The 13,237-nt window shown below is 72.5% G+C and carries 18 protein-coding genes; 17 read left to right on the top strand and 1 reads right to left on the bottom strand.

Annotated features, from left to right (window positions below):
- Nucleotides 1-110 precede the first annotated feature (110 nt).
- From hisD to N4G70_RS04790, 10 genes are all read left to right on the top strand, one after another.
- Nucleotides 111-1,442 (top strand): histidinol dehydrogenase, encoded by a 1,332-nt coding sequence (gene hisD, locus N4G70_RS04745; RefSeq protein WP_261711084.1) that lies wholly within the window; start codon nucleotides 111-113, stop codon nucleotides 1,440-1,442.
- Complete coding sequence (locus N4G70_RS04750; protein WP_261711085.1) at nucleotides 1,439-2,545, top strand: histidinol-phosphate transaminase; 1,107 nt, start codon at nucleotides 1,439-1,441, stop codon at nucleotides 2,543-2,545. The genes hisD and N4G70_RS04750 overlap by 4 nt, the downstream gene beginning before the upstream one ends.
- Nucleotides 2,542-3,135, top strand: a complete 594-nt coding sequence (hisB, locus tag N4G70_RS04755; protein ID WP_261711086.1) for an imidazoleglycerol-phosphate dehydratase HisB — start codon at nucleotides 2,542-2,544, stop codon at nucleotides 3,133-3,135. The genes N4G70_RS04750 and hisB overlap by 4 nt, the downstream gene beginning before the upstream one ends.
- 2 nt (nucleotides 3,136-3,137) lie before the next feature.
- Nucleotides 3,138-3,302, top strand: a complete 165-nt coding sequence (locus N4G70_RS04760) for a hypothetical protein (protein WP_162952636.1) — start codon at nucleotides 3,138-3,140, stop codon at nucleotides 3,300-3,302.
- Complete coding sequence (hisH, locus tag N4G70_RS04765) at nucleotides 3,299-3,943, top strand: imidazole glycerol phosphate synthase subunit HisH (protein ID WP_261711087.1); 645 nt, start codon at nucleotides 3,299-3,301, stop codon at nucleotides 3,941-3,943. The genes N4G70_RS04760 and hisH overlap by 4 nt, the downstream gene beginning before the upstream one ends.
- Nucleotides 3,943-4,680 carry a bifunctional 1-(5-phosphoribosyl)-5-((5-phosphoribosylamino)methylideneamino)imidazole-4-carboxamide isomerase/phosphoribosylanthranilate isomerase PriA gene (gene priA, locus N4G70_RS04770; protein ID WP_261711088.1) on the top strand — a complete coding sequence of 246 codons (738 nt, stop codon included), beginning with the start codon at nucleotides 3,943-3,945 and terminating at the stop codon, nucleotides 4,678-4,680. The genes hisH and priA overlap by 1 nt, the downstream gene beginning before the upstream one ends.
- Entirely contained in the window at nucleotides 4,677-5,075 is a 399-nt protein-coding gene (locus tag N4G70_RS04775; RefSeq protein ID WP_261711089.1) for a RidA family protein, read from the top strand. Before priA ends, N4G70_RS04775 begins: the two co-directional genes overlap by 4 nt.
- Complete coding sequence (gene hisF, locus N4G70_RS04780) at nucleotides 5,072-5,827, top strand: imidazole glycerol phosphate synthase subunit HisF (protein ID WP_261711090.1); 756 nt, start codon at nucleotides 5,072-5,074, stop codon at nucleotides 5,825-5,827. The genes N4G70_RS04775 and hisF overlap by 4 nt, the downstream gene beginning before the upstream one ends.
- A gap of 114 nt (nucleotides 5,828-5,941) precedes the next feature.
- Nucleotides 5,942-6,529, top strand: a complete 588-nt coding sequence (locus tag N4G70_RS04785; protein WP_261711091.1) for a transcriptional regulator — start codon at nucleotides 5,942-5,944, stop codon at nucleotides 6,527-6,529.
- 11 nt (nucleotides 6,530-6,540) lie between these two features.
- Nucleotides 6,541-7,782, top strand: coding sequence for an MFS transporter (locus N4G70_RS04790; RefSeq protein WP_261711092.1), 1,242 nt, complete (start codon nucleotides 6,541-6,543; stop codon nucleotides 7,780-7,782).
- 19 nt (nucleotides 7,783-7,801) lie between these two features.
- Here N4G70_RS04790 and N4G70_RS04795 read toward each other — a convergent pair whose 3' ends face one another.
- Nucleotides 7,802-8,434, bottom strand: a complete 633-nt coding sequence (locus N4G70_RS04795; RefSeq protein WP_261711093.1) for a TIGR03085 family metal-binding protein — start codon at nucleotides 8,432-8,434, stop codon at nucleotides 7,802-7,804.
- A gap of 83 nt (nucleotides 8,435-8,517) precedes the next feature.
- Here N4G70_RS04795 and hisI point away from each other — a divergent pair, with 83 nt between their 5' ends.
- From hisI to trpM, 7 genes are all read left to right on the top strand, one after another.
- Nucleotides 8,518-8,868 (top strand): phosphoribosyl-AMP cyclohydrolase, encoded by a 351-nt coding sequence (hisI, locus tag N4G70_RS04800; protein WP_100574534.1) that lies wholly within the window; start codon nucleotides 8,518-8,520, stop codon nucleotides 8,866-8,868.
- A 2-nt stretch (nucleotides 8,869-8,870) separates the two neighbouring features.
- Entirely contained in the window at nucleotides 8,871-10,355 is a 1,485-nt protein-coding gene (locus N4G70_RS04805; protein ID WP_261711094.1) for an anthranilate synthase component I, read from the top strand.
- A gap of 82 nt (nucleotides 10,356-10,437) precedes the next feature.
- On the top strand, nucleotides 10,438-11,094 hold the full coding sequence (locus N4G70_RS04810) for a TIGR02234 family membrane protein (RefSeq protein WP_261711095.1): 657 nt from the start codon (nucleotides 10,438-10,440) through the stop codon (nucleotides 11,092-11,094).
- 154 nt (nucleotides 11,095-11,248) lie between these two features.
- Nucleotides 11,249-11,518, top strand: coding sequence for an HGxxPAAW family protein (locus N4G70_RS04815; protein ID WP_261711096.1), 270 nt, complete (start codon nucleotides 11,249-11,251; stop codon nucleotides 11,516-11,518).
- A gap of 72 nt (nucleotides 11,519-11,590) precedes the next feature.
- On the top strand, nucleotides 11,591-12,055 hold the full coding sequence (locus N4G70_RS04820) for a DUF2752 domain-containing protein (RefSeq protein WP_399034136.1): 465 nt from the start codon (nucleotides 11,591-11,593) through the stop codon (nucleotides 12,053-12,055).
- Nucleotides 12,056-12,220: 165 nt separating this feature from the next.
- On the top strand, nucleotides 12,221-13,030 hold the full coding sequence (gene trpC / locus N4G70_RS04825) for an indole-3-glycerol phosphate synthase TrpC (protein ID WP_261711097.1): 810 nt from the start codon (nucleotides 12,221-12,223) through the stop codon (nucleotides 13,028-13,030).
- Nucleotides 13,031-13,034: 4 nt separating this feature from the next.
- Nucleotides 13,035-13,178 (top strand): tryptophan biosynthesis modulator TrpM, encoded by a 144-nt coding sequence (trpM, locus tag N4G70_RS37125; RefSeq protein WP_388721635.1) that lies wholly within the window; start codon nucleotides 13,035-13,037, stop codon nucleotides 13,176-13,178.
- Nucleotides 13,179-13,237 lie beyond the last annotated feature (59 nt).

A 13,237-nucleotide genomic window follows, 5' to 3' on the forward strand; every position in this document is an offset into this window, starting at 1 on the left:
GACAGGAGGAACGCTAGTGGTCATGGGTGACAGCGGGTGAGGTCCGTGGCGCGTATCAGCCACTGATACAGGCGTCCAGTGCCGCGGAGCCGTCTGAGAGAATTGGATACGTGATCTCCCGAATCGACCTGCGCGGCGACACCCTCCCCGAGGGTGGAGCCCTGCGCGACCTGCTGCCCCGTGCCGAGTTCGACGTGGAAGCCGCCCTGGAGAAGGTGCGGCCCATCTGCGAGGACGTGCATCATCGCGGCACGGCGGCGCTGATCGAGTACGCGGAGAAGTTCGACGGCGTGAAGCTGGAGCGGGTCCGGGTGCCCGCCGAGGCCCTCAAGGACGCCCTGGAACAGCTCGACCCGCAGGTCAGGGCCGCTCTGGAGGAGTCGATCCGGCGCGCCAGGATCGTCCACCGCGCCCAGCGCCGCACCGCCCACACCACCCAGGTCGTGCCCGGCGGCACCGTCACCGAGAAGTGGGTGCCGGTCGATCGGGTGGGCCTGTACGCACCGGGCGGCCGCTCGGTGTACCCGTCCTCCGTGATCATGAACGTGGTCCCGGCGCAGGAGGCGGGCGTTGGCTCGATCGCGCTGGCCTCCCCGCCGCAGGCGGACTTCGGCGGCCTTCCGCACCCCACGATCCTCGCGGCCTGCGCGCTGCTCGGCGTCGACGAGGTGTACGCGGTGGGCGGCGCCCAGGCCGTCGCGATGTTCGCGTACGGCACCACGGGCCCCGACGGATGTGCACCCGCGAACATGGTGACCGGCCCCGGCAACGTCTGGGTCGCCGCCGCCAAGCGCTACTTCACGGGCCGCATCGGCATCGACACCGAGGCCGGCCCGACCGAGATCGCGGTCCTCGCCGACGACACCGCCGACCCGGTGCACGTCGCCGCCGACCTGATCAGCCAGGCCGAACACGACCCGCTCGCGGCCGCCGTCCTGGTCACCGACTCCCTCGCGCTCGCCGAGGCGGTCGAGAAGGAGCTGGCGCCGCAGGTCGCGGCGACCAAGCACATCGAGGACCGGATCAAGCCGGCGCTGGCCGGGCGCCAGTCCGCGATCGTCCTGGTCGACTCCCTGGAGGACGGCCTCAAGGTCGTCGACGCGTACGGCGCCGAGCACCTGGAGATCCAGACCGCCGACGCCGCGGCCGTCGCCGACCGGGTCCGCAACGCGGGCGCGATCTTCGTCGGGCCCTGGTCCCCGGTCTCGCTCGGCGACTACTGCGCGGGCTCCAACCACGTGCTGCCCACCGGCGGCTGCGCCTGCCACTCCTCGGGCCTGTCCGTGCAGTCCTTCCTGCGCGGCATCCACATCGTCGACTACACGCGCGACGCGCTCGCCGAGGTCACCCACCACGTGGTGACGCTGGCCGAGGCCGAGGACCTGCCGGCGCACGGAGCGGCCCTGAAGGCGCGCTTCTCCTGGAAGGTGCCGAGCGCATGACGGGCATCGACGACCTCCCCGTCCGGGACGAGCTGCGCGGCAAGTCCCCTTACGGAGCGCCCCAGTTGGACACCCCCGTCCAGCTGAACACCAACGAGAACCCGTACCCGCTGCCCGAGCCGCTCGTCGAGCGGATCGCCGAGCGGGTCCGCGCCGCGGCCAGGAACCTCAACCGCTACCCGGACCGCGACGCGGTCGAGCTGCGCACCGAGCTGGCCCGCTACCTCACCCGCACCGGCAAGCACCCGGTCGCCGTCGAGAACGTGTGGGCCGCCAACGGCTCCAACGAGGTCCTCCAGCAGCTGCTCCAGACCTTCGGCGGGCCCGGCCGCACCGCGATCGGCTTCGAGCCCTCGTACTCGATGCACTCCCTGATCGCCCGCGGCACCGGCACCGGCTGGATCTCCGGGCCGCGCCACGAGGACTTCACCATCGACCTCGCGGCGGCCGAGCGGGCCATCGCCGAGCACGCCCCGGACGTCGTCTTCATCACCTCGCCCAACAACCCCACCGGCACCGCGGTCGCCGCCGAGACGGTCCTCGCGCTGTACGAGGCGGCCCAGGCGGCGAAGCCGTCGATGGTGGTCGTGGACGAGGCGTACGTCGAGTTCAGCCACCGCGACTCGCTGCTCCCGCTCATCGAGGGCCGGCCGAACCTGGTCGTCTCGCGCACCATGTCCAAGGCCTTCGGCGCGGCCGGGCTGCGTCTTGGCTATCTCGCCGCGCACCCCGCGGTGGTCGACGCCGTCCAGCTGGTGCGCCTTCCCTACCACCTGTCGGCCGTCACCCAGGCGACCGCGCTCGCGGCCCTGGAGCACACCGACACGCTGCTCGGCTATGTCGAGCAGCTCAAGACCGAGCGGGACCGGCTGGTCACCGAGCTGCGCGGACTCGGCTACGAGGTGACCGAGTCGGACGCCAACTTCGTCCAGTTCGGCCGCTTCGACGACAGCCACGCCGTCTGGCAGCGGATCCTCGACCGGGGCGTCCTCGTCCGGGACAACGGCGTACCGGGATGGCTGCGGGTCACCGCCGGCACCCCGGCCGAGAACGACGCGTTCCTCGACGCGGTCCGTCAACTCAAGAAGGAGCAGAGCGCATGAGCCGCGTTGGCAGGGTGGAACGCACCACCAAGGAGACGTCCGTCCTCGTCGAGATCGACCTCGACGGCAGCGGAAAGGTCGATGTCGCGACCGGGGTCGGCTTCTACGACCACATGCTCGACCAGCTCGGCCGCCACGGCCTGTTCGACCTCACGGTCAAGACCGACGGCGATCTGCACATCGACACCCACCACACCATCGAGGACACCGCGCTCGCGCTCGGCGCCGCCTTCAGGCAGGCGCTCGGCGACAAGGTCGGCATCTACCGCTTCGGCAACTGCACCGTCCCGCTGGACGAGTCGCTCGCCCAGGTGACCGTCGACCTGTCGGGCCGCCCCTACCTGGTGCACACCGAGCCCGAGAACATGGCGCCGATGATCGGCGCGTACGACACGACGATGACCCGGCACATCTTCGAGTCCTTCGTCGCCCAGGCGCAGGTCGCCCTGCACATCCACGTACCGTACGGGCGCAACGCGCACCACATCGTGGAGTGCCAGTTCAAGGCGCTCGCCCGGGCGCTGCGCTACGCCAGTGAGCGTGACCCGCGCGCCGCCGGAATCCTTCCTTCCACCAAGGGTGCCCTGTAAGCATGAACGGTCTCAACACCATCCTGATCGTGCTCGGCCTCTTCCTGATCGGCGGAATCATCTCCTTCGTCAAGCAGGGGATGCCCAAGAGCCTGATCGTGCTCCTGTCCATCGGCGCCGTGATGTGCCTGGCCGCGGGCATCCTGCGACTGGACGTGTGGTCATGAGCGCACCCGCCAAGAAGGTCGTCGTCTTCGACTACGGGTTCGGCAACGTCCGCTCCGCCGAGCGGGCCCTGGCCCATGTCGGCGCGGACGTGGAGATCACCCGCGACTACGACCGGGCGATGAACGCCGACGGGCTGCTCGTGCCCGGTGTCGGCGCCTTCTCCGCCTGCATGAAGGGTCTTCGCGACGCCCGCGGCGACTGGATCGTGGGGCGCCGGCTCTCCGGCGGCCGCCCGGTCATGGGCATCTGCGTCGGCATGCAGATCCTCTTCGAGCGCGGCATCGAGCACGGCGTGGAGACCGAGGGCCTCGACGAGTGGCCCGGCGTGGTCGAGCCGCTGAAGGCGCCGATCGTGCCGCACATGGGCTGGAACACCGTGCGGGCGCCCGAGGACAGCGAACTGTTCGCCGGTCTGGACGCCGACGCCCGCTTCTACTTCGTGCACTCCTACGCCGTGCGCGAGTGGAGCCTCGAAGTGACCAACCCCAAGATCCGTGCCCCCAGGGTCGGTTGGGCCACCCACGGCGAGCCGTTCGTCGCCGCGGTGGAGAACGGCGCCCTGTGGGCCACCCAGTTCCACCCCGAGAAGTCCGGCGACGCCGGAGCCCAGCTGCTCACCAACTGGATCGGAACCCTGTGATGGCCCCCACGCTCGAACTGCTCCCCGCCGTCGACGTCCGCGACGGCCAGGCCGTACGCCTCGTCCACGGCGAGTCAGGCTCCGAGACCTCCTACGGCTCGCCCCTCCAGGCGGCGCTCGCCTGGCAGCGCTCCGGCGCCGAGTGGCTGCACCTGGTCGACCTGGACGCGGCCTTCGGCACCGGCGACAACCGCGCGCTGATCGCCGAGGTCGCCGGGAGCCTCGCGGGTGACGGCATCAAGGTCGAGCTGTCCGGCGGCATCCGCGACGACGCCACCCTGGAGGCGGCCCTCGCCACCGGCTGCACCCGCGTCAACCTCGGCACCGCCGCCCTGGAGACCCCCCAGTGGGTCGCCAAGGTCATCGCCGAGTACGGCGACAAGATCGCGGTCGGCCTGGACGTGCGCGGCACCACGCTGCGCGGCCGGGGCTGGACCCGCGACGGCGGCGACCTGTACGAGACGCTGGCGCGCCTGGACTCCGAGGGCTGTGCGCGGTACGTCGTCACCGACATCGCCAAGGACGGCACGCTGACCGGCCCCAACCTGGAGCTCCTGAAGAACGTCTGCGCGGCCACCGACCGGCCGGTCGTCGCCTCGGGCGGTGTCTCCTCGCTCGACGACCTGCGGGCCATCTCCGCACTCGTCCCGCTGGGCGTCGAGGGCGCCATCGTCGGCAAGGCCCTGTACGCGAAGGCCTTCACGCTCGAAGAGGCACTCAAGGCGGTGGCGGCATGAGCGAGACGCGCAAGGTCTCCTCGGGCGGCGCCTGGGAGGACCGCTTCGGCTACTCCCGCGCCGTGGAACTCCCCAACGGCCTTGTCCTGGTGTCCGGTTGTACGTCGACGGTCAAGGGCCGCATCGACGAGGGCGGCCCCTACGAGCAGACGGTCACCGCGTTCGGCGTCGCCATCGAGGCGCTGGAGTCCCTGGGGCTCGGGCGCCAGGACGTGGTGCGCACCCGTATGTACCTCACCCACGCCCGCGATGTCGAGGATGTGGGCCGCGCCCACAAGGAGCTCTTCGACGATGTGCGCCCGGCCGCGACGATGCTGATCGTGTCGGGCTTCGTCGACCCGAGCCTGGTCGTCGAGGTCGAGGTCGAGGCGTACCGGGGAGGTGCGCGGGCATGACCCTCGCGGTACGCGTGATCCCCTGCCTGGACGTGGACAACGGACGGGTCGTCAAGGGCGTCAACTTCCAGAACCTGCGCGACGCCGGCGACCCGGTGGAGATGGCCAAGCTGTACGACGCCGAGGGCGCGGACGAGCTGACGTTCCTCGACATCACCGCCTCGTCCGGCAACCGCGAGACCACGTACGACGTGGTGCGCCGCACCGCCGAGCAGGTCTTCATCCCGCTCACCGTCGGTGGCGGCGTCCGCAGCGCCGACGACGTCGACAAGCTGCTGCGGGCCGGCGCGGACAAGGTCGGCGTGAACACCGCCGCCATCGCCCGGCCCGAGCTGATCCGCGAGATCGCCGAGCGCTTCGGGCGCCAGGTGCTCGTCCTGTCCGTGGACGCCCGCCGCACGAAGGCCGGCACCTTCGAGGTGACGACCCACGGCGGTCGCCGGGGCACCGGGATCGACGCGGTCGAATGGGCGCACCGCGCCGCGGAGTTGGGGGCGGGGGAGATCCTGCTCAACTCCATGGACGCGGACGGCACCAAGGACGGCTACGACACGGAGATGATCGCGGCGGTCCGCCGCCATGTCACCGTGCCGGTGATCGCCTCGGGCGGCGCGGGCCGCCTGGAGGACTTCCCTCCGGCGATCGCGGCGGGCGCGGACGCGGTCCTCGCCGCCTCGGTGTTCCACTTCGGCGACCTGCGCATCGCGGAGGTCAAGCAGACCCTGCGCGAAGCGGGCCACCCGGTCCGCTGACCGCCGAGGAGGGCCCGGGGGTGCGCCCCCGGGCCCTTTTTCGTCCCCGGATGCGCAGCATTAGTTGCACAACTTTTATTGCGCAAGTTTCCTTTCTCATCTAGCGTGGCGCGTATGGCACCCCAGGGAAACCGCAGGATCACGGATGTCGCCACGCTCAAGGCGTTCGGCCATCCCCTGCGTATGAAGCTCTACCGCGCGCTGTACATCGCCCGCACCGCCACCGCCTCCCAGCTCGCCGACCAGGTCGACGAGGCGGTCTCACTGGTCAGCTACCACCTGCGCAAACTCGCCGACCACGGCCTCATCGAAGAGGCCGAGGGCCAGGGCACGGACGGGCGGGAGCGGTGGTGGCGGCCCGCCTCGGACGGCATCAGCTACCGCCACGAGGACTTCAACGACGCCCCCGAGCGGGTGGCCGCGCACACCTCCGTCACCCGCCTCCTCGTGGAACAGCGGATGGAGCTCTACCGGAGCTTCCTCGACCAGATGGCCGCCTGGAGCGCCGAGTGGACCGGCGCCGCCTTCGGCAGCGAGTACGCGGTGCGGCTGACCCCCGCCGAGGTGCGCGAGATGGAGGCCGAACTCGACGCCGTGCTCGGCAGGTTCAAGGAGCGGGGCGAGGCCGCGGCCACGGCCGGCGACACCGAGGGCCGCGAGAACGTGGCGGTCCACCTGTACGGCTTCCCCTTCCGCGTCTGAGAGGCCCCGTCATGTCCCTGACCACCCGCATACCGCCGGCCCCGGCGCGCCCCGCCCACCGCGACGCCAACGTCCTGCGCTGGCTCGCCGCGTACACCTTCTCGCTCGTCGGCGACAGCGTGTACTACATGGCGCTGGCCTGGGCCGCGGCCCGCTCCGGGAGCGCCGGGCAGGCCGGTCTCGTGCTCGCGGTTGGCGCCGTGCCGAGGGCACTGCTCATGCTCGGCGGGGGAGTGGTCGCCGACCGGTTCGGACCGCGCCGGGTCGTCATCGGCAGCGACGCCGCCCGCAGCGTGATCATCCTGGGCATGGCGGCCGTGCTGCTCGTCACCGGCCCCCAGCTGTGGCTGCTGATCGTGCTCGCCCTGGTCTTCGGCGCGGTGGACGCGGTCCTGCTGCCCGCGCTCGGCGCACTGCCGCCCAGGATCACCGGGCCCGGCGAACTCGCCCGGGTCCAGGGCCTCAAGGGCCTCTCCGCCCGCGTCGCCAACATCACCGGCGCCCCGCTCGGCGGCCTCGCCGTCGCGCTCGGCGGCACCGCCGCCACCTTCGCCGTGGCGGGCACCCTGTTCGCGGCCTCGACCGCGCTGCTCGTACGGGTCCGCATCGCCCGGCTCGACGACGAGGCGCCGCGCACCGCGCAGCCCCCGCTGCGCGACCTCGCCGCCGGGCTGCGCTACATCCGCCGCCACCGGCTGCTCGCCCCCCTGATGCTGGTCATCGCCATCGGCGAACTGGGCTTCGCGGCCCCGCTCAACATCGGACTCGCGCTGCTCGCCAAGGAGCGGGCCTGGGGCGCGGCCGGCATGGGATGGATCGTCGCGGCGTTCGGGGCCGGCGCCGGGGCCGCCTCCCTGCTGCTCTCGCTGCGCGGCCGCATCCCCCGGGCCGGCCTCGTCCTGCCCCTCTCCCTGCTCGGCGGCACCCTCGCGATCGCGGCCCTCGCATACGCCCCCTCCGTGGCGTACGCCGCCGTCGCCGGGGTCTTCATCGGGCTGCTCGCCGGGCTGAGCGGAGCCCTGTGCGGCGCGCTGATACAGACCGCCACCGAGCCCGCCTATCTGGGCCGGGTCACGGCGGTCGCCTCCCTGTTCACGATGGGCGTCGCGCCGCTCGGCTATCCGCTGGCGGGCGCCGCCATCGGCGCATGGGGCACCACACCGGTCTTCCTGGTCAGCGCGGGAGTGTGCGCGACGGGCGCGGTGAGCGGGCTCGCCTCCCGCCACCTGCGCCGCGCCGAACTCCCGCGCTGAGCCGCCGGACGCGGTGGCGCTAGATGCCGAGCTTGGCCTCCAGCGCCCGCGCCGAGGCCTCCTTGTCCCCCTCGATCCCCACCTGCGCCGCCTCCTGGCGACCGTACGCGAACAGCGTCAGCTCGCCCGGCTCACCGGTGACCGTCACCACCGGGGTGCCCTTGTGCGCCACCACCGTCCGGCCGTCCGGCCGTCGCAGCACCAGGCCCACCGGCGACCTGCGGCCCGTGATCCGCGCGGCCCGCTCGAGCCGGGTCCACAGCACGTCCGCGAAGACCGGATCGAGCTCGCGGGGCGTCCAGTCCGGCTGGGACCGGCGGACGTCCTCGGCGTGGATGTAGAACTCCACCGCGTTGGCCACCTCGTCGACCTGCTTGAGGTTGTACGGGGAGTACTTCGGGGGGCCGGTGCGGATGAGCTGGATCAGTTCCTCGTACGGCTTCGCGGCGAATTCGGCCTGGACCCGCTCCAGGCGGTTCTTCAGCACCGGGATCACGATCCCGCCCGCCGCGTCCAGGCGCCGTTCGCGCACCACCACATGGGCCGCGAGTTCGCGGGCCGTCCAGCCCTCGCAGAGGGTCGGCGCTTCCGGGCCCGCCGCCTCCAACAGGTCGGCGAGCAGAAGCCGTTCACGCTTGGCATGGGTCGACATGTCCGCCAGCGTACGGCCGCCGGGCACGTCCGGACAGTGGACGTGCCGCCCGGACGCCCCGCCGGCCACGGCAGAATGGCGGCATGACCAGCAATCTCGACCCCGCCATCGCCGCCCGCCTCAAGCGCGGCGCGGATGGTCTGGTCCCGGCCATCGCCCAGCAGTACGACACCGGCGAGGTGCTCATGCTCGGCTGGATGGACGACGAGGCCCTGCACCGCACCCTGACCACCGGCCGCTGCACGTACTGGTCGCGCAGCCGCCAGGAGTACTGGGTCAAGGGCGACACCTCCGGGCACGTCCAGCACGTGAAGTCGGTCGCCCTGGACTGCGACGCGGACACGGTCCTGGTCAAGGTGGACCAGGTGGGCGCGGCCTGCCACACCGGGGACCGCACCTGCTTCGACGCCGACGTACTCGACCTCGGGAAGTAGTCATGGACCTGGAGACCTTCCGCAAGCTCGCCGTCGACCGCCGCGTCATCCCCGTGCACCGCCGCCTCCTCGCGGACGGCGACACCCCGGTCGGCCTCTACCGCAAGCTCGCCGCCGAGCGGCCGGGCACCTTTCTGCTGGAGTCGGCCGAGAACGGGCGGTCCTGGTCGCGGTACTCGTTCGTGGGCGTACGCTCCGCCGCGACCCTCACCGCCCGCGACGGGCAGGCCCACTGGATCGGTACGCCGCCGGTCGGCGTCCCCACTTCGGGTGATCCTCTCCAGGCACTCAAAGCCACCGTCGAGACCCTGCACACCCCGCGCGACCCGGACACCGCAATGCCGCCCTTCACCGGCGGCATGGTCGGCTACCTCGGCTACGACATCGTGCGCAGGCTGGAGAAGATCGGCGAGCACGGGGGCGACGACCTCCAACTCCCCGAGCTGACCATGCTGCTCACCTCCGACCTCGCGGTGCTCGACCACTGGGACGGCTCGGTCCTGCTGATCGCCAACGCGATCAACCACAACGACCTCGCCACCGGTGTGGACGAGGCGTACCAGGACGCCCTGGCGCGGCTCGACGCCATGGAGGCCGATCTGGCCAAGCCCACCGAGTACGCCCCGGTCGCGCTGCCCGACTCGGAACTGCCCGAGTACACCGCGCTGTGGGGCGGCAAGGCCTACCAGGACGCGGTCGAGGACATCAAGGAGCGGATCCGGGCCGGCGAGGCATTCCAGGTGGTGCCCTCGCAGCGCTTCGAAACCCCGTGCCGCGCAAGCGCGTTGGACGTCTACCGGGTGCTGCGGGCCACCAACCCCTCGCCCTACATGTACCTGTTCCGCTTCGACGGCTTCGACGTCGTCGGCTCCAGCCCCGAGGCGCTCGTCAAGGTCGAGGACGGCCGGGCGCTGCTGCACCCCATCGCCGGGACCCGGCCGCGCGGCGCCACCCCGCGGCGCGACCAGGAGCTCGCCGACGAACTGCTCGCCGACGCCAAGGAGCGTGCCGAGCACCTCATGCTCGTCGACCTCGGCCGCAACGACCTGGGCCGGGTCTGCGAGCCCGGTTCGGTGGAGGTCGTCGACTTCATGTCGATCGAGCGGTACTCCCATGTGATGCACATCGTGTCGACGGTGACCGGCACGGTCGCCCGGGGGCGCACCGCGTTCGACGTCCTCACGGCCTGCTTCCCGGCCGGCACGCTCTCCGGCGCCCCCAAGCCCCGCGCGATGCAGATCATCGAGGAGCTGGAGCCCAGCCGCCGGGGTCTGTACGGAGGCTGCGTCGGCTACCTCGACTTCGCCGGGGACCTGGACACCGCGATCGCCATCCGCACCGCGCTGCTGCGGAACGGCACCGCCTATGTCCAGGCCGGCGCCGGCGTGGTCGCCGACTCGGACCCGGTCGCCGAGGACGAGGAGTGCCGCAACAAGGCGGCCGCCGTGCTGCGCGCGGTCGACACGGCCAACCGGCTCGGCCGCTGAGCTGCGGCGGTCCGGTCCGCCGGGCCCCGGCGGACCGCCGCAGCCGCCCCCGGGTGACGCCCCGGGCGGCGCGCAGGCGATAGTGGAGTACGTGAGTGCCGCATCCGTACCCCAGCCCCGTGCCGAAGCCGCCGCGCCGTCCGCCCGCGGCGGAGGGCGCCGCAGCCTGGCCGCCGCCCTGCTCGCCGGTGCCGTCGGCGCCGCCGTCGTCCTCATGGCCTCCGGGCAGACCTGGGCGCACGGCGACGCGGCCGTCGGCGGCGGCGCGCTCCCGCTGAAGGCCTCCGGCGGCGACATCACCGGGGTGCCCTCCGCGCTCGCGATCGTCGGACTCGCCGCCCTCGTCGCGGTCTTCGCCGTGCGCGGCGCGGGCCGCCTCCTGGTCGCCGGACTGCTCACGCTCAGCGGCGCCGGAGCCGCGGCGACCGCCTGGCTCGGCGTGGGCGACAGCGCGGCCCTGGACGAGAAGGCGGCCAAGGCCAGCGGCGACGCGGCCGCCACCGTCGGCGCGCTCACCCACACCGGCTGGCCCTACGTCGCCGTCGCGGGCGGCGTCCTGCTGCTCCTCGCCGGGCTCCTGGCACTCCGCTTCGGCGCGTCCTGGCCCGCGATGGGCGGCCGCTACGAGCGCGACGGCACCCCCCGCCCGCGCAAGGCGCGCACCGCGCCCGACCCCGAGCGCCCCGAGGAACTGTGGAAGGCGCTCGACCGCGGCGAGGATCCGACGCGCGAGAGCTGACCCCCGCACTCACCCACGCGTCCCGGTACGGGACAATGGCATCGAGCGTCGGGTTCGACGACAGCGGTGGCGGCAGGATCCGCGGGCGGCAAGCCGCCATCGGCGCCGACAGCGACGACGACAACACGGAACACACCTACGAGGAGCAACCCCCATGGCGAAGAGCGGCCACGGCCACACCCCGGCAGCCTGGACCGGTGTCATCATTGCCTTCATCGGATTCTGCGTGACCTGCGTCTTCATAGTGGCCGCCAACCCGGTGGGCTTCTGGGCCGGCATCGCGCTCCTCGCCATCGCGGCCATCGTCGGCGGCGTCATGAAGATGGCGGGCCTCGGCACCCCCAAGGACACCCCCGAGATCTCGCGCCTGCGCGAGGACGCCGCCGCCAAGGTGCGCGCCCGCCTCGAGGCCCAGGCCGGCTGAACCCGAAAGCCACCGCGCGAGGCGCAGCCCGTACGGGCTGCGCCTTTCCATGTGAACGGGGACAATCACCCAGTGGACGCAGCCCAGCCGACCCCCGCCCCGGCGCACCCCGTGCCGGCCTCCCTCACCGCCCGGCCCGCCACCGCGGCCCGCCGCCTCCTGGTACCGCTCGGCACGCTCGGCGCGGTGGCCTCGGCCTTCGCGTACGTGGGCCTGGTGGACCCGAACCAGCCGGGCCACTACCCGGTCTGCCCGCTGTTCCGGTTCACCGGCGTCTACTGCCCGGGCTGCGGCGGGCTGCGCAGCGCCCACGACTTCGTCACCGGACACTTCGCGGCCGCCGTCCACTCCAACGCGCTGGCCGTCGCCGGCTATCTGGTCTTCGCCGCGGTCTGGGTCCTGTGGGCCGTGCGCTCGGCCCGGGGCCTGCCCCTGCGGATCGCCCTCGGCGACCGCCAGTGGTGGCTCGTCGGAGCGGCCGTACTGATCTTCTCGGTGGTCCGGAACCTGCCGTTCGGCTCCGTGCTCGCGCCATGACGCAACGACAAACCCGCAGGTGACGTCCCAATTATTGGGACGCCGGTCAACCGGATGCGATGCCTTCGCCCCGGTGCGGATACCATCGTCATGGCTGATCGTGACCGCTTGGGAGGGTCACCCTCGTCCTGACCGACATCACCGTCCCGGAAGGGGGCCGCTCGCGTGAGTGTGCTCGACGAGATCATCGAAGGCGTCCGCGCCGACCTCGGGGAGCGGCAGGCGCGTGTCAGCCTCGACGAGCTGAAGGAGCGCGCCGAGAAGGCGCCCCCGGCCCGTGACGGGGTCGCGGCCCTGCGCGGTGACGGCGTGAAGGTCATCTGCGAGGTCAAGCGCTCCAGCCCCTCCAAGGGCGCGCTCGCCGCCATCGCGGACCCCGCTGCCCTCGCCGCCGACTACGCCGCGGGCGGTGCGTCCGTCATCTCCGTCCTGACCGAGCAGCGCCGCTTCGGCGGCTCGCTCGCCGACCTGGAGGCCGTGCGCGCCAAGGTCGACACCCCCATCCTGCGCAAGGACTTCATCGTCACCGCCTACCAGCTCTGGGAGGCCCGCGCGTACGGCGCCGACCTGGTGCTCCTGATCGTGGCCGCGCTGGACCAGCCGGCCCTGGTGTCGCTGATCGAGCGCGCCGAGTCGATCGGGCTCACCCCGCTGGTCGAGGTGCACGACGAGGACGAGGTCGAGCGCGCCGTGGACGCCGGAGCCAAGATCATCGGCGTCAACGCGCGCAATCTGAAGGACCTCAAGGTCGACCGCACCACCTTCGACCGCGTCGCCCCGGAGATCCCGAACCACATCGTGAAGATCGCCGAGTCCGGCGTCCGCGGCCCGCACGACCTCATCGCGTACGCCAACGCCGGCGCCGACGCGGTGCTGGTCGGCGAGTCCCTGGTCACCGGCAAGGACCCGCGCGCCGCCGTCGCCGACCTGGTCGCCGCCGGCGCCCACCCGGCCCTGCGCCACGGGCGGAGCTGACCCGATGTCCATCGCCGTCCGCCTCGCACCCGGCTGCCGCCCCCGCGGCTGCCGCGCTCCGGCGCGCCGGGTGCACGGACGGCGCGTGCGCTACGTGATCGGCTCGGAACCCGGCCAGGTCAACGGCATGCGATGGCGACGCGGCTGAGCTGAGCGCCCCTTCAGGGGCGCGGGGAACTGCGCGACCGGCCCGATACCGCGGACGGA

The organism is Streptomyces sp. ASQP_92 (genome assembly GCF_025399895.1).
In the GTDB taxonomy this organism is placed as follows: Bacteria; Actinomycetota; Actinomycetes; order Streptomycetales; family Streptomycetaceae; genus Streptomyces.

What these genes read in the sequence shown, in the direction of transcription:
- N4G70_RS04760 (WP_162952636.1), top strand. Translation starts at nt 3,138, where the DNA reads ATGAACGGTCTCAACACCATCCTGATCGTGCTCGGCCTCTTCCTGATC.
- trpM (WP_388721635.1), top strand. Translation starts at nt 13,035, where the DNA reads ATGTCCATCGCCGTCCGCCTCGCACCCGGCTGCCGCCCCCGCGGCTGC.
- N4G70_RS04750 (WP_261711085.1), top strand. Translation starts at nt 1,439, where the DNA reads ATGACGGGCATCGACGACCTCCCCGTCCGGGACGAGCTGCGCGGCAAG.
- hisB (WP_261711086.1), top strand. Translation starts at nt 2,542, where the DNA reads ATGAGCCGCGTTGGCAGGGTGGAACGCACCACCAAGGAGACGTCCGTC.
- N4G70_RS04775 (WP_261711089.1), top strand. Translation starts at nt 4,677, where the DNA reads ATGAGCGAGACGCGCAAGGTCTCCTCGGGCGGCGCCTGGGAGGACCGC.
- hisF (WP_261711090.1), top strand. Translation starts at nt 5,072, where the DNA reads ATGACCCTCGCGGTACGCGTGATCCCCTGCCTGGACGTGGACAACGGA.
- hisI (WP_100574534.1), top strand. Translation starts at nt 8,518, where the DNA reads ATGACCAGCAATCTCGACCCCGCCATCGCCGCCCGCCTCAAGCGCGGC.
- hisH (WP_261711087.1), top strand. Translation starts at nt 3,299, where the DNA reads ATGAGCGCACCCGCCAAGAAGGTCGTCGTCTTCGACTACGGGTTCGGC.
- N4G70_RS04815 (WP_261711096.1), top strand. Translation starts at nt 11,249, where the DNA reads ATGGCGAAGAGCGGCCACGGCCACACCCCGGCAGCCTGGACCGGTGTC.
- N4G70_RS04795 (WP_261711093.1), bottom strand. Translation starts at nt 8,434, where the DNA reads ATGTCGACCCATGCCAAGCGTGAACGGCTTCTGCTCGCCGACCTGTTG.
- N4G70_RS04790 (WP_261711092.1), top strand. Translation starts at nt 6,541, where the DNA reads ATGTCCCTGACCACCCGCATACCGCCGGCCCCGGCGCGCCCCGCCCAC.
- N4G70_RS04785 (WP_261711091.1), top strand. Translation starts at nt 5,942, where the DNA reads ATGGCACCCCAGGGAAACCGCAGGATCACGGATGTCGCCACGCTCAAG.
- N4G70_RS04805 (WP_261711094.1), top strand. Translation starts at nt 8,871, where the DNA reads ATGGACCTGGAGACCTTCCGCAAGCTCGCCGTCGACCGCCGCGTCATC.
- priA (WP_261711088.1), top strand. Translation starts at nt 3,943, where the DNA reads ATGGCCCCCACGCTCGAACTGCTCCCCGCCGTCGACGTCCGCGACGGC.